Origin of the sequence: Enterobacter cloacae complex sp. 382A5, from assembly GCF_050031095.1 — a bacterium.
GTDB classification, from domain to species: domain Bacteria; phylum Pseudomonadota; class Gammaproteobacteria; order Enterobacterales; family Enterobacteriaceae; genus Enterobacter; species Enterobacter cloacae.
The window spans coordinates 1,163,255-1,182,869 of sequence record NZ_JBLGVK010000001.1 but is presented as its reverse complement, the minus strand read 5'-3'; the positions used below and the strand labels follow the sequence as shown (position 1 = coordinate 1,182,869).

15 protein-coding genes and 1 pseudogene are annotated in these 19,615 nt (G+C 56.8%); 8 read left to right on the top strand and 8 right to left on the bottom strand.

Translation table 11 applies throughout. The features are described 5' to 3' along the window. The first annotated feature begins 5 nt into the window (after positions 1 to 5). The 3 genes and pseudogenes from ACQG2G_RS05570 to ACQG2G_RS05560 all read left to right on the top strand — a co-directional run bounded on the left by ACQG2G_RS05570 (position 6) and on the right by ACQG2G_RS05560 (position 3,471). Positions 6 to 2,606, top strand: a complete 2,601-nt coding sequence (locus ACQG2G_RS05570) for a S8 family peptidase (protein ID WP_061772618.1) — start codon at positions 6 to 8, stop codon at positions 2,604 to 2,606. Between the two features lie 261 nt (positions 2,607 to 2,867). Continuing rightward, positions 2,868 to 3,012 (top strand): annotated as a pseudogene (locus ACQG2G_RS05565) (type II toxin-antitoxin system HigB family toxin); the annotation flags it as partial. Positions 3,013 to 3,054: 42 nt separating this feature from the next. Next, complete coding sequence (locus tag ACQG2G_RS05560; protein WP_061772619.1) at positions 3,055 to 3,471, top strand: helix-turn-helix domain-containing protein; 417 nt, start codon at positions 3,055 to 3,057, stop codon at positions 3,469 to 3,471. 156 nt (positions 3,472 to 3,627) lie between these two features. Here ACQG2G_RS05560 and ACQG2G_RS05555 read toward each other — a convergent pair whose 3' ends face one another. The 6 genes from ACQG2G_RS05555 to ACQG2G_RS05530 form a co-directional block, all read right to left on the bottom strand. Continuing rightward, positions 3,628 to 4,005: an Imm10 family immunity protein gene (locus ACQG2G_RS05555; protein WP_061772620.1), complete on the bottom strand. Its 378-nt coding sequence runs from the start codon at positions 4,003 to 4,005 to the stop codon at positions 3,628 to 3,630. Between the two features lie 9 nt (positions 4,006 to 4,014). Then, complete coding sequence (locus ACQG2G_RS05550; RefSeq protein WP_061772621.1) at positions 4,015 to 8,214, bottom strand: RHS repeat-associated core domain-containing protein; 4,200 nt, start codon at positions 8,212 to 8,214, stop codon at positions 4,015 to 4,017. A 17-nt stretch (positions 8,215 to 8,231) separates the two neighbouring features. Continuing rightward, positions 8,232 to 8,669 (bottom strand): DcrB-related protein, encoded by a 438-nt coding sequence (locus ACQG2G_RS05545; RefSeq protein WP_061772622.1) that lies wholly within the window; start codon positions 8,667 to 8,669, stop codon positions 8,232 to 8,234. A gap of 72 nt (positions 8,670 to 8,741) precedes the next feature. Then, complete coding sequence (locus ACQG2G_RS05540) at positions 8,742 to 9,611, bottom strand: biotin/lipoyl-binding protein (RefSeq protein ID WP_061772623.1); 870 nt, start codon at positions 9,609 to 9,611, stop codon at positions 8,742 to 8,744. Continuing rightward, positions 9,608 to 9,823 (bottom strand): DUF1656 domain-containing protein, encoded by a 216-nt coding sequence (locus tag ACQG2G_RS05535; protein WP_029882597.1) that lies wholly within the window; start codon positions 9,821 to 9,823, stop codon positions 9,608 to 9,610. Before ACQG2G_RS05535 ends, ACQG2G_RS05540 begins: the two co-directional genes overlap by 4 nt. After that, positions 9,813 to 11,792 (bottom strand): FUSC family protein, encoded by a 1,980-nt coding sequence (locus tag ACQG2G_RS05530; RefSeq protein WP_061772624.1) that lies wholly within the window; start codon positions 11,790 to 11,792, stop codon positions 9,813 to 9,815. Before ACQG2G_RS05530 ends, ACQG2G_RS05535 begins: the two co-directional genes overlap by 11 nt. A 76-nt stretch (positions 11,793 to 11,868) precedes the next feature. Here ACQG2G_RS05530 and ACQG2G_RS05525 point away from each other — a divergent pair, with 76 nt between their 5' ends. The 4 genes from ACQG2G_RS05525 to ACQG2G_RS05510 all read left to right on the top strand — a co-directional run bounded on the left by ACQG2G_RS05525 (position 11,869) and on the right by ACQG2G_RS05510 (position 14,356). Continuing rightward, entirely contained in the window at positions 11,869 to 12,663 is a 795-nt protein-coding gene (locus tag ACQG2G_RS05525) for an AraC family transcriptional regulator (RefSeq protein ID WP_061772625.1), read from the top strand. 403 nt (positions 12,664 to 13,066) lie between these two features. Beyond that, positions 13,067 to 13,558, top strand: a complete 492-nt coding sequence (locus ACQG2G_RS05520) for an Hcp family type VI secretion system effector (protein WP_061772626.1) — start codon at positions 13,067 to 13,069, stop codon at positions 13,556 to 13,558. A 10-nt stretch (positions 13,559 to 13,568) separates the two neighbouring features. Further along, positions 13,569 to 13,925, top strand: a complete 357-nt coding sequence (locus ACQG2G_RS05515; protein WP_014830982.1) for a tlde1 domain-containing protein — start codon at positions 13,569 to 13,571, stop codon at positions 13,923 to 13,925. Beyond that, entirely contained in the window at positions 13,922 to 14,356 is a 435-nt protein-coding gene (locus tag ACQG2G_RS05510) for a hypothetical protein (RefSeq protein WP_061772627.1), read from the top strand. The genes ACQG2G_RS05515 and ACQG2G_RS05510 overlap by 4 nt, the downstream gene beginning before the upstream one ends. 53 nt (positions 14,357 to 14,409) lie before the next feature. On the opposite strand, the gene ACQG2G_RS05505 is transcribed toward ACQG2G_RS05510, so the two are convergent. Beyond that, on the bottom strand, positions 14,410 to 15,300 hold the full coding sequence (locus ACQG2G_RS05505; protein WP_038418860.1) for an oxidoreductase: 891 nt from the start codon (positions 15,298 to 15,300) through the stop codon (positions 14,410 to 14,412). A gap of 105 nt (positions 15,301 to 15,405) precedes the next feature. On the opposite strand from ACQG2G_RS05505, the gene ACQG2G_RS05500 reads away from it, so the two are divergent. Beyond that, positions 15,406 to 16,527: a YbdK family carboxylate-amine ligase gene (locus ACQG2G_RS05500; protein ID WP_013097673.1), complete on the top strand. Its 1,122-nt coding sequence runs from the start codon at positions 15,406 to 15,408 to the stop codon at positions 16,525 to 16,527. Here the strand turns inward: ACQG2G_RS05500 and ACQG2G_RS05495 are convergent. Further along, positions 16,478 to 19,612, bottom strand: coding sequence for an efflux RND transporter permease subunit (locus tag ACQG2G_RS05495; RefSeq protein WP_061772628.1), 3,135 nt, complete (start codon positions 19,610 to 19,612; stop codon positions 16,478 to 16,480). The genes ACQG2G_RS05500 and ACQG2G_RS05495 overlap by 50 nt on opposite strands. Between the last annotated feature and the right edge of the window lie 3 nt (positions 19,613 to 19,615).

Here is a 19,615-nt window from a genome sequence, read left to right as displayed (position 1 = left end):
GTGAAATGGCGAAAAACCCCCTACTGATATTTACTGCACCGAAAACCGTCAGTGAGAGGGACGTTCTTCCGCCCTTTGTATCATCAATACAGTCACCACCTTTTGATATTCAGGCTGCTCGGGTAATACCTAAAGTTGAAATACTTGAACGTAAATTTGCAGAATATATTGAGCTAGCTGATACTGCTGATGGCTTCTTGCCTGAGAAAGTTCTCGTCCTGGAAGTCGCTGGTGAGATTCAGGGGCTAGCTAATGCGCTTGCCCGCGTCAAAGGTTTTGAATATCTATCCTCAACATTGCTAGAAAAGTCTTTTGATAGCGAAGATTATTATACTCTGAGCAACAATAGACGTACTCCTACCTCCAAAAATGCTTACCTAACCATGAGTAACCAAGCTGGGCTGAGTCGTCTTCTTGCGTTGTGGCGTGAATATCAGAGATCCCGTACCGTTGCACGTGGATATGGTGCCCTAAAAGATGTATTCAACAGACTAATTGATATCAGATTCTGGGATACACGAGACAGATTAGAAGCAACCTCAGTAATAGAAAATTGGCAAGCTCTTGTTGACGATGCGGCGGACGGATATGAAACTCAAGTGCCATTTGAAATTGAACTTTGGTACCGGGCACTACCGACAGAGCAGACCAAAGCGGAAACACGAATAAGACATCTTATAGCCCAAGCCAGTGGAAAAATCACTGGCAGATGCCTTCATAATGGGATCAGCTATCACGCACTTGTTGGTGAATTACCTGTCAGCAAAGTTAAGGAGGTTCTTGCTAATGGGGGCGAAGTTATGGAGCTCATGCGCTGTGACGATATTATGTATTTCAGGCCACTTGGACAATGTGCAATCACCGTGAACAACGAGGATACGATTGCCCATCAGGGATTGCCCTTCGGCCATCAACCCTTACCTGATCCCTATGCTAATCCGGTAATCGCTTTACTCGACGGGCTCCCCCTTGAGAATCATCAAGCACTCAATGGCAGACTCGAAATTGATGATCCAGATGACTTTGAGTCACTCTATGATTCACCTTCTTACCAGAGCCACGGGACTTCAATGGCCTCATTGATAGTGCACGGTGATTTATCCGATCCCGAAGAGCCCCCGCTTCGACGTAGAATTCACGTTAGACCCATCATGGCGCCAGGCAGTGCGGGATTTCATGGTAGTGTCAGAGAGCAAATACCGACTCGTTACCTTCCTGCTGATCTTATTCATCGGGCCGTAGTTAGAATGAAAAAAGGGGAAAACGGTCAGCCCCCTACTGCACCGGATGTTTCGGTTATTAATTTGTCTGTGGGCGATCCCAGCAGAATGTTTGATGCACATATGAGCCCATGGGCGAGAATGCTTGACTGGCTTTCTTTAGAGTTTCAGGTGTTATTCGTCGTGAGCGCAGGTAATTCTGGGATGCAATTGGTACTTGATAATGTTGCCGGAGATGACTTTAGTACACTGACTCCTGATGAGCTGGAAGAACATGCCCTCAAAGCTATTGCAACACAGCGTCCGCTGCGACGCCTGCTATCACCAGCAGAATCAATCAACTCTCTTACTGTTGGAGCAACGCATCATGATGGTTATAGCGGTGCAATCCCTATTAATCAGATAGATGTTTTTAGAACGCAGGGGATGTTCTCTCCGATTAACACCATTGCGCTAGGGAGACGTAAATCGGTCAAACCCGAAATTCATATGCCGGGGGGTAGGCAAACTTATATTAATAAAACCATTACCGCCCGTGATCCAGTCAGATTAGCTGTTTCTCAGACACCTCGGTTCGGACCTGGACTCCTGTCAGCTATGCCTGGAATAGAAGGGGCTATTAATCATTATGGGTTTACATCTGGAACAAGTAATGCTGCAGCGCTGGCAACCCGTAGACTCGCCATGCTCCATGAAACACTGCAGGAAATGAAAGAGCTTGGCTATGGGGAGGCGTTATCTAAAGCCCCAGACGCGCTGATCTTAAAGGCAATGATGATTCATGGTGCTGAACACGATGTGCTGGCAAGGCAACTTATCAGCCGCCATCTTGACATAAACAACAGTCGAACATTCAAATCCGACTTAAATCAATATTTGGGATTTGGTCGTGTGAATGAAAGGCGTATCCATTTCTGCCATGACAACCAAGCCACACTTCTTTATACCAACGTTATTGAAGGCGAAAAGGCACAGGATTTTTATCTGCCCCTCCCCCCCAGCCTAGCAGCCCGGACTATCAACCGCCGTCTAATTGTAACTGTTGCATGGTTCTCACCAGTAAATCATGGACATAAAGACTATCGTGGAGCCCAATTGTGGGCGAGTCCTGCTTTTGGCACTATCGACTTGGATGAATTCGATAACTATCCCTCCTACCTTAAGAATGGCACTGTTTATCACGAGGTTCGAAGAGGTAATCGAGCCTCGGCATTTACCAGAGGAGATCAACTTGCCATACGCATCAACTGCTATGGCCGTGCAGGCATCAAGAACCTCAAGGTTCCTTATGTCGTGATCGCGACTTTGGATACGCCTGGAGTCTCGCTACCTATCTATGAAGAAGTCCGTGCGGCGTTGCAGATTACAGCACAGCAGAACGCATAATTCTTTCGATACCGCAAGAATGTGGCCAAGCTGGAAAAATGGAGGTAAGCGACTGAAAATTTAATTATTTTCTTTACGCTAACCTCCATTTATTAACATTATTGAACTGATCCATCCGCCGAAATTAACATTCTAATTGTCTGCAATGTCCGCTTCGGACATAAAGCAAATGAATTTTTTAGCCATCTATATGACTTTTCACTTAGCCAAACAAGCTTTGCCATATGTTAAGGGACATAACTCTTCACCGGACAACATACTAGAACATTTTCCAGACTGGACAGAATGAAATACTGGGAAAAATGGTGGGTCATCGATGTAGGTGGCGGGCATTTAAGAGTGATGTTTTTGCTGATTTTGAGCGCGGAAAGTCTTCATCAAGCACATTAGCACTCACGCAGAGTAAGACAAGCTCACGGACCTCTAGCGGAGAACGAAAGAATGGACTATGCAGCAGCCAGCCATCAAAGCGGCAAACGATTTAACAAGTGAACTCCCTTTCCTGGGCTCAAGCCCGTCGCGACAAGATTACGAGGATCCTCTGGGGTTGGTGGTGTACCTAATTGAGCATGGCACAGATAGTCCGCTGGTAGAGAGGTTCACCGCCACAATCGATAAATATGAAAACGAGTCTCCGGAGTTTGCAGAATTTAATGCGCGTGTTGCCAGCATTCCGTCAGGCGTTGCGTTATTGCGAACGCTGATGGACCAGTACCATCTCACTCAGAGCGATTTCGAGAACGAGATAGGCAAGAAGTCTCTGGTGAGTCGGATCCTTAACGGACAGCGCACGTTAACGCTGGATCATATGCGCGCGCTGGCGAAGCGTTTTGGCGTGCCGGTGAGTGCATTTGTGGGGAATTGATTAGGATGGCATATTTCTATTTATTAAGAAAAAAGTGACGTAGCAATCCTATTCGCCGTTAAACGTTGGCTCAACACATATGCACTCTACTCGAAATGGCTCGCTTGCATCATTTTAAAGAACGGGTGCTAAGATAGCCATGTAGTGGCTAAAACCTTACGGTAATTGTAGGGGCACATCACTGCCATCAAACATTTCCCTTAAATTCTTTGCAAGCGATTTTGAATCTTTTGCAGCAGGAATGACCACGTGATATTCGCTGATGCCAATTTTTTTTGCGGCATCATCATTAAGCACGATCACAAGTTTGTCATCTGTGAGTTGAACGGAACGAATAGAGTCTGTTAACTCATATTCCGTTGACTCACTCTGGAATCCAATACATTCGTTAACAGGTAACTCATCCTCATCAAATCGTCCGATAATGATAAAGTTTTTAGGATCATAGTCGTCATCTCCTACCCCAATGGTAAGAACATCGTCTTCTTCAGTGCAATTGATACATGTTGCAGCAAAATTTTTAACATTACTCATTCGCTATCCTCATCCTGAGCAGTTTTTTCGTCTGGCTGATTTTTTACCAGAAGCCTGCCATTCATTAATCTGACCAGTGTCGGAAGGCCAGTTGTAGACGACATCTGCGCCAGTATTCAATTTAAAAGTATTCATTTTACCACGGCATGATGTACACGGTGGATACTGTCCATCAATAACCAGTTTATCCCCAGGCGACGCTATCTGATCAAGTTCTCTGGTGATTCTTGCTTCAGTGTGTGTTGCCAGGGAACTTTGTGGGAAGCCCAGAGCTTTTTCCTCTGGAGTCATGTTCCCGCTCTGCCAAATACCTTGAGCTTTGACATTACCCTCACTGTCAAAAAGCGTTGCATGGGCGGTATGAGTGCCTTTGCCAGTGCCAAATGACAAACCCAGCGGATCAATCCACCCCAACGGATTCGGCGCATACTGATAAAGGTTCCACCCACCATTCAGCCCAATCGGATCCTGCACAATAAACCGCCCGACCTGCGGGTCGTAGTAGCGGAACAGGTTATAGTGCAGTCCCGTTTCACCGTCAGCGTACTGCCCTGCATAGCGAAGCGGTTGATGCGCCATCGCTGTGCGATTTACAAGCCTTGAGAACCCTTCGCTCTGGTGGCGTACCTCGCCAAAGCTGCCGTACTGGCCGCTCCAGCGAACCGCACCACGTTCGTCGGTCACCTCCAGCGGCGCGCCGTTCAGGTCGGTGTTGAACCAGTAAATCTCACCGCTGCTCTGGTCACGGAGATGATCCACCCGCGCCAGCGGGCTCCAGGCTTCATTCGGGTCATAAATATACGTGCTGCACAGCCCGGTTTGCTGCTGCTCCTGCAACAGGCGGTAGCCCTGCCACAGGAAGCGCGTTTCGGTGGTGCCGTGCGCGGTGGTGACTATTTTGCGGGTACGGCGGCCCAGCGCGTCGTAGTGATAGCGCGCCTCAAACCGCCCTTCCGGCCCGGTTCCGCGGGCGGATACCAGCCGGTTCTCGGCGTCATACGCATAATGCTGTTCATACAGTCCGTTGCGGCGGCTGACCAGGTTGCCCCAGTGGTCGTATTTCATAAACAGCGCCTGCCAGTGCTGCAGGCGGTTATCCGTGACCGGTACCGCATCATCATTGGCGGCGAGGTTATCCGCGGCGTCATAGCTGAACTGCGCGCGGCTGTGCCCCTGTCGGGCCTCGTAGTGCTTCAGCAGACGCCCTTCGGCGTCGTAGCCGTAGTCCACCTCACCGCGCAGGGTGTCGCTGACACCAGAAAGCTCACCGCGTGCGGTGTAGCGATACAGACGTTCCAGTATCGCCTGCTCCGGCAGGGTCACCTCCGTACTTAGCTCACTGCGCTGCAGGGTACGTCTGCCAAGGCTGTCATATTGGCGGAACTGCTCGCGCGCGCCCTGGGTGCGGCGCACCTCGCGGTGCAGGCGGTCGCGGGTGAACTCGGTCACCAGCTGCTGCCCAAAGCGGATGGCGCTGACATGGCCGGAGCCATAGTGCAGCCAGGCCAGCTTTTGCTCGCCGGGCAACGTCAGGCCGGTCAGGTTACTCAGGGCATCCCATTCATAGCCCACCGCGCCGTTAATGCCGGATTCGCTCAGCACGTGCCCGGCGTCATCATGGCGGTATGCAATCTCATCGCTTTCGATACCCAGCGCAACGCCGTCGGCTGTTGGGGTGCGACGGATGCGGGTGATCTGGCCGCTCAGGTCGCGGACGTAGCGGTACTCCGCGTGGCGCTGAGTGCGCCCGATCAGCAGCCCGCTGTCGTCATAGCTGAACTGCTGGACGCGACGGGCGATGCCGCCGTCGGCGGCAGGTCGGCCATTTTCTTCGAGCGCGCAGAGGAACCCTCGCGCATCCCATTCCATATGGCGCACGGTCTCGTCCGGGCGCGTTTCGCTGAGCGGGCGGCCCACGGCGTCATAGGTGAAGCGGTATTCCGCCCCGTTGCCGTTATCGAGTCGCAGCAGGTTACCGCGTGGGTCGTAGCGCCACTGGCGCACGCGACCAATACGGTCGGTAAGGCTGACCGGGAGACCGAGCGCGTTATAGGCCCAGCTTACCTCGCTTTCCAGCGGGTCGCGCCAGCCCGTGAGCTGGCCGCGTTCGTTCCACACCAGCGACTCGCGGCTGCCGTCCGGATGGATCACGGCACTCAACAGCCCCGCGTTGTTCCACTCCCGACGCGTGATATTCCCTTCCGCATCCTCGCTGGCAATCAGCTGCCCGAAACGGTCGTAACTGAAACGGGTCACGCTGCCGGAGCAATCGGTGCGCTGCGTCAGCAGCCCCTGGATGTTCCAGACCAGACGTACCACGCCGCCGAGGGCATCGGTGATGCTCTCCGGCAGGTTCTCTTCCTCATCGGGATAGTGATACGCGGTGGCGTTACCGGCCGGATCCGTTTCCGACAGCAGACGACCGCGAAGGTCGTACATGGCCTGCGATGAAGTACCGTCCGGGTAGACCGTCCGGGTGATGCGGTCGGTCAGACGATACCAGTAATATTCTGTGCGACGGCCTGCCGGGTCCGTCTCACTGGTCATGCGGCCATACTTATCCCAGGTACTGCAGCGCATTGCACCGCCGGGCAGAATGACATCGCTGAGCTCGCCGTCGCGGTAGACAAACGTCGTCTGGCGGCCGTCGTAATCCGTGAAGCGCGCGACGTTGTCGTCGTCGTCAATCAGCCAGTGCGCCTGCGCACCATCATCACGATTGGCGCGACGGATGCCGTTTTCAAAATCGTATTCAAACGTCAGCTGTTCGCCGCCGCTGTGGCGGAAACCGACCACGCGCGGCAGACCATCAATCTCCCGCCAGCGGTATTCGCTCAGCAGGCCATTGGCGTCCTCGTGGGCGCTCATCAGCCCGTCCTGCCAGCGGAAGCGTCGGCGCACGCTACCGCCCCGGCCGGTCACGCAGACCAGCTGGCGCTGTTCATCATAAGCGTAACTGACCAGGCAAATCTCGTCATCCAGCCAGGCGCTGGCGAGCCTGCCACGGTCGTAGCGGCAGACCACGCGCTGGCCCGCGCTGTCGGTCAGGGCATGCAGGGTATTATCCGCATTCCACTCGAAGAGAATATCGTTGCCGCAGGGTTCTGAGATACGCTGAAGCAGTGACGGTGCGTCATCTTTCAGCGCTGCGTAGTGCCAGCGCTCGCCACTGACGTCATACACCGACCAGCTGTCGTCATGGTGATGTTCAAGCCAGTTTTTTTCGCTCTCGCAGTAGGTGCGCATCCCTTTCGGCACGTTCGGGAAGGCAACGTAATCGCCGGACGGCGCACGCCACACCAGCCCGTCCTGATAGGGCTCCAGGCGGCTTTCCCAGAACAGGCTCCAGCCGCGGCCCAACACGCTGTCGCCGGGGTTGCCGCTGCGCCAGTAGCGCTGCCAGCGCACCGGCAGGCGTGACGGCAGAACGAAATCGAGCTCATCATCCCCGCCGAGAAACTTCTGTCCGCTGACGATATCCACCGGACGGGCGATGATCCCCGCGGCCGCTACGCCGGTCATCAGCGTGCCGGCGCGGCAGGCGATACGGGCCAGCTTATTGATCCCAGGGATTTTGCCCAGCAGCTTAGAGAGCGCCCCGACTTTGCCGGCCGCACCGCCCCAGCCGCCGAGAAGCCCGGCGAACAGCAAAGTAAGATCGGAGACTTTATAGAGCCACTCGGGCACTTCAGACTGAATGGGCAGGGTTTGCTGCGGATCGCCGCCGATGAAGACGTTGTCCGAGCCGGTCATCACCTTCGCGTCGCAGGTGGTGCGATCCCCGATGCGGGACGCAGGCTGGCTGTTAATCGAGACGCGCTTGGAGCCTTCGGCCATCTGCTGCGAGCCGTCGTCCGAGCACTTCACCGCGCTGTCCGTCGCGATGGCGGCGGGTTTGCTGTTGATAAACACATTGGGCGAGCCGGAGGTGATGACACCTTTCTTCGTCATACTGGATGCCCCGGCGTCGGCGATACTGTCCCGGGCGGCGGTCGCCAGCTCCCCGGTGTAATACCCCACGGCCAGGCTGGCGCCGACGAGCAGCACACCCACGCCAAGGCAGGATGCGCCGAGACCGGCAATAAACATGGCCCCTGCCAGAATGCCCCCGGCGGCGGCAATCAGGCCACCGACAATCGTTCCGGCAATCATTCCGGCCAGCGCACCGGAGTGGCCGATATCATCACCAACGCGTGCAGCTTCAAGCATAACGACTATCCCTGGTGTTAATGGTGGAAGCGAAAGCTCCTGAGAAGATCGCCGAACAGCGCGCAGTCCGTATCGCCCAGCGTACGGGTGCAGGTCATGGTGAACACCAGAATGTTATCGTCCTCGGCATTAAACACGGCCTGCTGCTGCCAGATGCGTTTCCCGTCGCGCAGATAGCTGGCGTGGACAATTTCACCCTGCAACAGGCCGTCGCCGAGCGTTGCGGCACTGCGTTCACCCTGCTTCCAGCCCTTGAGATGTTTTTCCATCAGGGCGAGCTGGCGATCGATATACGCGGCAAGCGCTTCGCCGGAGTTGAGGGTATCACGGGAGATGTTGAATGCTGGCGCATCCGCTGCAGGCGGCGCGAATACATTGACGGTACGATCCTGATAGCCCTCAGGAAAAGCGATCATTCCTTCATTAAACAGGCACTGCGAAGATGATTCTGACATTGAGCGGGTCCCACCACATTTTTTCAGAAGCGGTAAGTTTCGCATATGTGTTTAAGGCTGACTATCCCCAGATTATTGTCCCACCGCCACGCTCGCCGACAGGCCCGCCACCAGCTCAACCCCCTTCGGTAAGGTGTCGATATGAATGCGCACCGGTACGCGCTGCGCCAGCCGCACCCAGCTGAAGGTGGGCTCCACGTCGGGCAGACCCAGCCCGCCGGTCTCGTCGTTGTTATCGCCAATCCCATGACCGATGCTCTCTACGTGCCCCGTGAGTACAGGGTCATAACCCATCAGCGCCACCTGCGCGCTATCCCCCACGCGGATATGGCGCAGTTTGGTCTCTTCAAAATACCCCACCACCCAAAAGCTGTGGGCATCAACGATGGCCACCTTTGTCTCCCCCGCTGTCGCATAATTGCCAGGCCGAAGCCGCAGATGCGTGACGTAGCCCGAGACTGGCGAGCGAACGGTGGCGTGAGCCAGATTAAGCTCGGCCAGCGCCAGCGCCAGCGCGGCAAGTGCGCCATGATAATTGGCCACCGCGACGTTGGCCGCACTGCCAGTTTGCTGCAAATCCTCGCGGGAGATGGCTTCCTTAATCTGCGTGCGTCGCCGGGCAGCATCCTGGCGCATCAGCATCTCATGGCGTTTTGACTCCACATCCGCCTGCGCGCTGGCCACCGCCAGTTTGAGCCAGCGCGGATCGATGCTGTAGAGCACATCGCCCTGGTTTACCCACTGATTATCCCGCACCGCCACGCTGATAACCGGCCCGGAGACGTCCGGCGCTATCTGCACCACATCCGCCCGCACGCGTCCGTCGCGGGTCCACGGGGTCTGGGCGTAATGTTTCCACAAGATAAACGCCAGACACGTTGCCGCCGCAACGGCGCTTAGCGTCAGCGCATAACGGCCCAGCAGAGAAAGTAATGCTTTCATATCAATAACCCCAACGCGGTTAACCCCTGCATGAGCAGGTAAAAGGTGACGATCCAGGTTGAAACATCCATCAGCGGGCGACACGGCAAACGGCGGTAAAGCCTGCTGAGAGAGAAAAGCGGTATGAGAAGCAGCGTGCAGACCAGCGCCACAAGCGCCACCATCAGTAACCCGGGGATCAATACGCCCCCGACATTGAGATCATTGACCATCGTCCGGCCCCCGTAATGCGCAGTGGAGATCCACCAGCCTGCCGATAACCTGCCGCGTTTGTTCATCAGCCGCAGGCAAACGGCAGCCAATGGCGGCGGCGAGGCGTTCACGTAAGGCGGCGGTGTCTGACGTCGTCGTCAGTTGATAAAGCAGCGCGTTGATCTCCGGCGGCATATCAGTACGGCGGAGGTGTCGCACCGAGAGGCCAATCCGCAGCGCGTGTAGCAGTCGGTTAAGCGCCTGTTCGGTAGCGTGCCCACTGCGCGGCAAACGCGGCAGTAACAGGGCCGCCCTGTCGATCATCAGATTGATCCAGTGGGTTTCATCGCTCTGCATTTTTCCTTTCACGCTGCGGCGGATATCGCGCTGACACACCCTCAGCAGCCGGTTGATGGCGGCGTCGGCCTGCACGGTTTGCAGCAGGCTCATGCTGATGACGGCAAAACCGGTCGCGAAAAAGAGAGCAATGGCGGTGTTTAGCGCCGCGGCGAAATCGCCGCTGTAGCGCGCGCTTAGCTCCGATAATACCGGCAGCGTGAGGGTGATCCCCATCGCCATAAAGGTGGTGGGTGGGCGCGCCTGCAGCGACCCGGCCAGCAGATACGCTGGCGCAAGTACCGCCACCAGCACGGCGAAATCACTCACCTGTGGAAGTAGCGCAAAGCTGTAGAGCAGGCTTATCACTACGCCCCAGATGCTGCCGATGATGTATTTCACGAGGTGCGGCGCCGGGGTGTCGAAGCTGCCGAACAGCGTGCAGCAGACACCGAGGATCGAAACTGCCGTGCCGCCGTCGGGCCAGGCGGAGTAAATCCAGACCAGACAACCGCTCAGGATGATGACGAACGCCCCCAGCGCCGTGCGCGCGGCGGTAAGCGGATCGCGGTGGAAGACGTAGCCTTTGATCGCGCTGCTCTGTACGCGATCGGACGCAAACCGGCTGTGGTGGATGGCATCCGAAAGACGATCGCACTGTTGCAAAAGAAGCACGGCCTCTGTCAGATAACGGGTAAAACTTGCCCGCTCCGCCTCTTTCAGGCTCCGCGCCCGAGAAGCATCGCGGTCAGCGACCTGCTGGCAACGCTTAATGAGGGCATCTGCCAGCTGTTTTCGTTGCTCTTCATCGTCACAGGCAAGCCAGGCCTGGACATCGTCCAGCACGGTTTGCAGTTCAGCGGGCATTGTCGCCGTCAGGGGTAAGCGGTCACGCAGTTCACAGTTCACCATAATCAACCGCGCCAGCCGGTCATGAATGGCTTTTCGGGCCTGGCGTACCGGAACGGCAAGGGCGAAATCGTACGGGATATGATGGCTCATTCCCTGCAGGAACTGCAGCGACAGCGCAAAATGCAGGGGCGACGTCACCGTACCGGGTTTGCCCGCTAACGTGTCGGCTACCCGCTCGCGTGCGGTGCGCAGCGTCTGCGATAAGGCGCTGTTGAACTGCGCGGAGATACGCGCAGGCAATACATAGCGGTGAATCACCGCCGCGCAGAAGATACCAATCGCAATCTCCTGCACCCGAACGACGGCGATGTTAAAAATCGCACCGGGCTCAGAGACCGCCGGGAAACCAATCAAGCTCACGGTGTAACCTGCCAGCACAAAGGCATAGGCCCGGGGCGTGCGTTCCAGCAGGGATAACCAGAGACAGAACGTGATCCACCCCGTCAGCACCACGCTGCAAACCATCGGCATATTTGCGAAAGTGGGCACGATCAGCACGGTGGCACAGGCCCCCGTTACGGTTCCGGCCAGACGGTAAAGGCCCCTGCTGAGCGATGCCCCCACCGACGTCTGCGACACAATGTAAACGGTAATAATGGCCCATGAAGGGCGGTCGAGACCGATCGACAGCGCAATGTAATACGCCAGCATCGCGGCGGCAAATGTCCTTGCGGAATAGAGCAGCGCGCGGGCATCGCTTTGCAGTGCGGCTGGTAAATAACGAGAGATGAGGATGTTCATGCCGGGATTATTACCGGCTTGTCAGCGCGCTTAAATACTCTATTCTGTCAAAAAATACCTAAATATTGCCATAAACATGAAACCTCAACTTGCTAATACGCTCTATGACCCTGACGCCACAGCCTCTCCTGCCGTGGCGCGTCATCTGGACTTCGTGGACTACGCTGCAGAAGTGCCGGTACACATCCACCGCAAGGGGCAGCTGATTATTGCCCGCTATGGCGCGGTCAGCTGTTATGCAGAAAACGATATCTGGATCGTGCCGCCAGACTGCGCGGTCTGGATCCCCGGCGGCATTCCGCATAGTGCCAAAGCAACCTGGAACGCCCATCTCAACTATCTGTTTATTGAGCCCGGTGCGGCGGCGCTCCCGGCGCGATGCTGCATCCTGGCGATTTCGCCGTTGATTAAGGAACTGGTTGACCGCTTAACCCGCGAGGAGGTTGATTATCCGCCGGACAGCCATGCGGCAAGACTCACCCGGGTAACGCTTGATGAACTGGCCAGCATGCCGCAGCAAAAGCTGAGCCTGCCGGTTTCGGCGCATCCCAAAATACGCGCGATGGCCGACGCGCTGGTCAGCCACCCTGAGGACAGAAGCACCCTGAAAGACTGGGCCAAACGGCTGGCGCTCAGCGAACGTTCCTTTGCGCGTCTGATACAGCGCGAGACCGGGCTGAGCTTTGGGCGATGGCGGCAGCAGCTGCACCTGATTATCGCCCTGCAGGAGCTGGCGAGCGGTGCCCCGGTGCAGAATGTGGCGACAAAACTCGGGTATGAATCCGTGAATGCGTTTATCACCATGTTTCGCAAAGCAATGGGCACCACGCCCGCGCACTACTTTGCCGAACGGAAAAACAGCGGCCGTTAGCCCGGCCCCTCGCTGGCCTGCAGCCAGCAGCCAGCAGCCAGCAGCCAGCAGCGGCACCAAACTGACGGGATTTTGACGAGCCGTCAGGAACTTTTAATTAACTCATAACTCGTCAAATCGATGTAACCTTAATAACAGATCAACTATTTATTACATTTACAATCATTATTAACTTAATCAAACTTTAAGTTAAACCACGATATTAATCGTTAACACTTTATCCAGTTCCAAACCGTAAGAACCCATCATTTCTTAATTTTCATCAACGAAATCGCAGATCGTTTTATATCCATGCCGTACAAAAATTGACGAGCCACTTTGGAAGCGCTAGCGTTGAAATAGTTACATAACCCACTAAAGCAAAAAGATTTTTTCATAATTTCCTTAAATGGAGTTTATATAAATGGCTATTCCCGCTTATTTATGGCTTAAAGATGACGGCGGTGCCGATATCAAAGGCTCTGTTGATATATATGGTCGTGAAGGAAGTATCGAGATAATCGGACTGAATCACGGCGTAGTGCAACCAACCGACAAGCATAACGGCAAGGCAACCAGTCTGCGCGTCCATTCCCCCTATTCTTTCGATAAAGAGATAGACGCCTCCAGCCCCTATTTGTACAAGGCTGTCAGCACAGGCCAGAAGTTTAAATCCGCAGAGGTCAAATTTTATCACATCAATGATGCAGGACAGGAAGTAGAATATTTTTCCACCTTCATGGAAGGCGTGACGATCGTCAGCGTCTGTCCAATGATGCTTGACGTCAAAAATCCTGACTATGAGAAACATAACCATCTTGAGCTGGTAGAACTGCTGTATGAAAAAATCACATGGCGCTATGTGGACGGTAACATTATACATTCAGACAGCTGGAACGACCGCAAGACGGCATAAGGAGAGTGTTATGGGATGGAAGTATGAGCAGTCTACCGGCAAGATGTATAAAGATGGTAAATTAATTGAGACCGGATATTCCGGTGCTCTTACAAATAAAAATAACCCGGACCGTCAGCATGTAAAGGGACTGGGGCCACTGCCTCGCGGTACGTATAAAATTGCGGGTCATTCGAATTCTAAAGGACCGATAACCATCATTCTTGAGCAAACCTCGGGAGAAAGTTTTGGTCGCTCAGAATTCCGCATTCATGGTGACCATAAGTATGGTCCCGCCGGTTTTGCATCCGAGGGATGCATCATTCTCTCACCGTCAACGAGGCGTAAAATTCTTCGCGATGGCGGCGAGCTTGAGGTTGTACGATGAAATACTCGATCGTACTACTGCTATCTGCTTTTACAGCCCCGGCAATAGCTGGCGTTACTGACTGGTCTTTAGCACTTAAGGGAATCGCCTCAGGCGACGCACACTGGATTGAGCAAGCCCCAGCGCTGGCTGCCGTCGCTGATGGGAACCAGGCGCAGCGGCTAGAGGATGCCCTGGCCGCTGCGCTCACAACAAACACGGACGCCACGCTGAAAACGCTCCGCACCATTGACGCCGGAAAATGGCCGCACATGGTAGGCAGCGATATCGTCTGCACCCCACCTTTAGAGAAATCATCCGCAGAAATCGACGCGTTCTATCAACACACACGCCAGGCGCTACTCGAAACCGTAGACGGTGCTCATTGCCTCTGGATCCTGGAGGCAACAATGGAAGAGTTCAAAGCAGAGAAAGCCCGTCGGGCTAAGTAAGAAGGGAACCCGGCGCACAATGGCCGGGTCTTTCACTCGCTCCAGACTCTATCTCACCCCGGCCCCTCGCTCCCCGCCGCCAGCAGCGGCACTATCACATCGCTGATGGGCACCGGAATACCGTGCGCGCGGCCATAGCGCTGGATCACGCCGTTGCGGATATCCCACTCCAGTGGGCGGTTGGCCTGACGGTCGGCAAGGATCGAGGTGCCTAAATCGGCCGGGGCGCGCTGGAAGTTCGCCAGGATCTCCTGCGCAACGTCATCATTGAGCGCTGCCCCCTCGGCACGGGCGACAGCAAGGCCTTCGCGCAGATACGCCAGCCCCAGCGCGCTGATGTCCTCGCGCGAAAACATCCCGGCACGACGGTTGGCCAGCACCATCAGCCCGGCCACCGCGTTTTGCAGCAGCTTGCGCCAGGCGACAGTGGCAAAATCAGCCGACAGCTCAACCGCACAGCGTGTGCCCTGCAACGCGTCTACCACCCGTTTTGCCTGCGGAACGTCCGGCAGCGTCAGGCGCGGTTTGGCACGCAACCAGACCGACGCATCCGGCTCACGCTGCGCCGGGAACCAGACCACCGACGGCAGCACCGTTGCGCCATTAACCCACGGCTCCAACTGGGCTTTCTGCTCCACGCCGTTTTGCAGGGCGCAGACCACCGTGTTTTCATCGCACAGGGCGCGCAGCCACCCGGCGCTGTCGGCGTTCTGCGTCGTTTTTACCGCCACAAAAACCAGATCGGCGGGACGCGTGACGACGGACGGGTCGGTTAATACCGGACCCGGCACGACCGTTTCACCTTCGTCGTCGCGCAGACGCAGTTCAGGATGTGCGGTGCGTCCGCACAACTGCGGCGTGCGGCCAGCGTCATGTAGCACCGCGGCGATGGTGGTACCAATTGCACCAGGACCAATCAGCGCAATCACTGGATTGTCAGACATGGTTAACTCCCCTTTTCGCTAAGCCTGCTAACAGTTATACCACTGTAAAAAGTGAGCGCCACGTCGTTGTCTATACTCAACACACGACAGACAACGGAGTGCGCCATGCCTTTACCCGATTTCAAATCCTCTGAACCCTATACCCTTGGCATCGAACTCGAGCTGCAGGTGGTTAACCCACCGGGATACGATCTGAGCCAGGACTCTTCCGCGCTTATCGCCGCCGTTAAAGACGACATCAAAGGCGGTGAAGTTAAACACGATATCACCGAAAGCATGCTTGAGATTGCCACCGGCGTGTGCCAGAACATCGATCAGGCGGCGGCACAGTTCTCCATGATGCAGCAGAGCATTTTGCGGGCGGCGGCGGAGCAGCATATTCAGATCTGCGGCGGCGGGACGCATCCGTTCCAGAAGTGGCAGCGGCAGGAGGTGTGCGATGACGAGCGCTACAACATCACGCTGGAGCGCTTTGGCTATCTGATTTTACAGGCGACGGTGTTTGGCCAGCACGTGCATGTCGGGTGCCGGACCGGCGATGACGCGATTTATCTGCTGCATGGCCTGTCACGCTTTGTCCCGCACTTTATCGCCCTGGCCGCCGCATCACCCTACATGCAGGGCACGGACACAAAGTTTGCCTCCTCGCGACTCAATATCTTTTCCGGGTTCCCGGATAACGGGCAGATGCCGTGGGTCAACAACTGGCAGGAGTTCGAGGGGCTGTTTCGCCGCCTGAGCTCAACCAGCATGATCGACAGCATTAAAGATCTGCACTGGGACATCCGCCCCAGCCCACATTTTGGCACCGTTGAGGTGCGGGTGATGGATACGCCGCTGACGCTCGGCCATGCGATCAATATCGCCGGGCTGATCCAGGCGACATCCCACTGGCTGCTGACCACCCGGCCGTATAAGCATCAGGAGAGGGATTTTCTGCTGTATCGCTTTAACCGTTTTCAGGCGTGTCGCTACGGGCTTGAGGGCATACTGACGGACGTGCATACCGGCGAGCATAAGACGGTGGCGGAAGATCTTGCCTGGCTGCTGGAGCAGGTTGCGCCATCGGCCGAGAAACTCGGCGCGACGAGCGCGATTAAGGAACTTGCCCTGCTGTTAAAGCAGGGCAAGAGCGAGGCGCAGCGCATGCGGGACTTTATCGCCGACGGCGGCTCGCTTATTTCTCTGGTTCAGAAGCACTGCGAGCTGTGGGCGACGAGTCCGTAAGGCTATGCCCCCACTCGCGCAGGCGCTGGAACAGCACAAACAGTGCGGGGATGAACAGGATCCCCACTACGGTCGCCACCAGCATACCGCTGAATACCGTAGTACCAATGATGCGACGGCTTTGGGCACCCGCCCCGGTCGCCAGCATCATCGGCAGGACGCCAATGATGAACGATACCGCCGTCATCATTACCGCACGGAAGCGGCGTGATGCCCCCTCGCGAGCCGCATCGACAATTGCTATCCCCTCCATGCGCCGCGCGCGGGCAAACTCGACGATAAGGATCGCGTTCTTGGCAGCAAGGGCTATCAGCAACACCAGGCCAATCTGCACATACACGTCGTTGGCGTAGCCGGCTATCCACAGCCAGACCAGCGCCCCGCCGATGGCGAACAGCACCGAGAGCATTACGCTCGCCGGAAGCGTCCAGCTCTCGTACTGGGCGACGAGGAACAGCCACGCCATCACCACCGCCGCCAGCACAATCCATATCGCCTGATTGCCGGTCTGCTGCTCCTGGTATGACATGCCGCTCCAGGCATAGTCGTAGCCGGCTGGCAGGTTTTCCGCCAGAATGTCGCCCATCGCCGCCATCGCAGTGCTGCTGCTCACCCCTTCCGCCGCGGAACCGCTCACCGACACCGATGGAAACTGGTTGTACTGCTGCAGGAACGGCGCGCCAACGGTGGGCGTGATGGTCACGAGATTACTCAGGCGCACCCGCTCGCCGTTGTTGCTGCGCACAAACAGCTCGCTGATTTGCCCGGCGCGCTCGCGCCACTGCATCTCATTTTGCATCACCACGTGGTAGACGCGGTTGTTGACGCTGAAATCGCCGGCACGCGTGCCGCCAAATGCGGTTTGCAGGCTGCTGAAGATGCGTGACACCGGTACGTCGAGACGCGCCGCGCGCTCGCGGTCAACGGTCAGCGTCAGCTGCGGCACGTTGCTGCTCCAGGTGGTGAATACGCGGCTCAGCTGCGGATGCTGGTTGGCTTTCACCAGCACCTCGCGGGTGATGCGCTCCAGCTCCGCCGGGCTCTGCCCCGCCTGCGCCTGAATACGCAGGTCGAAGCCGGAAGCATTGCCCAGCCCCGGCAGCGTCGGCGGGGCAAAGGTCATGATGGTTGCTTCCGGCAGCGTCAGCAGCTGGCGCTGAAGGGTACCCATCACTTCATCCAGCGGCGGACGCTCGCTCCAGTCCTTCAGCATGATGGAGATAAACCCGCCGTTGGAGGCGCTGGTGCCGTTGAGGATGTTAAACCCGGAGACCTGAATCACGTCTTCCACCGCCGGATGTTTAGCAATTAATTCGCGTGCCGTAGCCATCACCGCCTCGGTGCGCTCCAGCGAGGCCGCTTCCGGCAACTGAACGCTGGCGAAGAAGTAGCCCTGATCTTCCTGCGGCAGGAAGCCTTTAGGCATCGACATAAAGCTGAACACCACCACAGCCGCTGCACCAGCGGTGGCCAGCAGTGCCAGCCACGGACGAAGGGTGAATATACTCACCATGCGGGAGTAGAGGCTACGCGTGGCCTCCAGCCCCCGGTTGAAGCCGCGGAAAATCGCCGCGGACTGCGCCGGACGCGGACGCAGCAGCAGCGCACACAGCGCGGGTGTCAGCGTCAGCGCCACCAGGCTTGAGAGCGTTACGGCGGTGGAGAGCGTGACCGCAAACTGGCGGTACAGCTCGCCGACAATCCCCGGCAGCAACGCCACCGGCACGAATACCGCCAGCAGCACCAGCGTCGTCGCGATCACCGGCCCGGCAATCTGGCGCAGCGCCAGCGCGGTCGCCGCCGTCCGGCTCTGCCCTTCCGCCATCAGCGTTTCAACACTCTCCACCACCACGATGGCGTCATCCACCACCATGGTCAGCGCCAGAATAATGGCGAACAGGCTGAGCGTGTTGGCGGAATAGCCAAGCGTGTAAAGCACCGCAAAGGTGCCCACCAGCGACACCGGAATGGCAAGGGCGACAATCAGCGTGGCGCGCCAGCTCTGCAGAAACAGGGAGACGACCACCACCACCGCCAGCATCGTCAGCGCCAGAGAGACACCAATCTCTTTAATGGTGGCAGCCACGAAGGTGGTGGTGTCGAATTTCACCTCATAAACCAGGTCGTCCGGGAAGCGCGTCGAGAGACGCTCCAGCTCTGCACGCACCGCCCCGGCAACGCGCAGGGCGTTAGCAGACGGAGTGGGGTAAATACCAAGGTAGGCGGAGTCATGTCCGTTCAACTGCGCGCCCGAGCTGTAGCTGCGCGAGCCAAGTTCGATGGTGGCAACGTCCTGCAGGCGTACCAGTTGCCCCATCTCGCCCGCGCGGATGATGATGTTGGCAAACTCTTCTGCCTGGTTTAAGCGCCCCAGCCCGTTGATGGTCAGGGTCTGCTGCTGGCCGTTAAAGACCGGTGGTGTACCGACCTGGCCTGCCGCGCCCTGCACGTTCTGCTCGCGCAGCGCCTGCGCCACGTCGTCGGTGGTGACGTTGAGCGCGTTCATGCGATCGGGCCGCAGCCAGATGCGCATGCTGTAGTCGCGCGCGCCAAACATCTGCACCTGCCCGACGCCGGGCAAACGGGACAGCGCCTCGCGCACCTGGGTGCTGGCGTAGTTGCTGACAAACAGCGGCGTATGGGTGTTTTCCGGTGAGTAAAGACTTACCCCCATCATCAGATTGGTGGCGCGCTTGCGCACCTGCACGCCGTTTTGCTGTGCCTCGGCCGGTAGCTGTGCCACGGCCTGCGACACGCGGTTTTGCACGTCGATGGCGGCCAGATCCGGGTCTGTCCCGGCAGCAAACGTGATGTTCAGGCTGTAGGTTCCTTCATCCGAACTGGTGGACTCCATATACAGCATGTGATCCACGCCGTTAAGCTGGGTCTCCAGCGGCGTGGCGATGGCCTCGGCCACGTCAGCCGCGCTGGCCCCCGGCCATGACGCTGACACATTCACGACCGGCGGCGTGATCTGCGGATACTGCTCCACCGGGATCAGCTTCAGCGCGATAGCCCCCAACAGGGTAATGACCAGCGCAATCACCATCGCAAAGCGCGGGCGTTTGATGAAAAACGTCAGCATGAT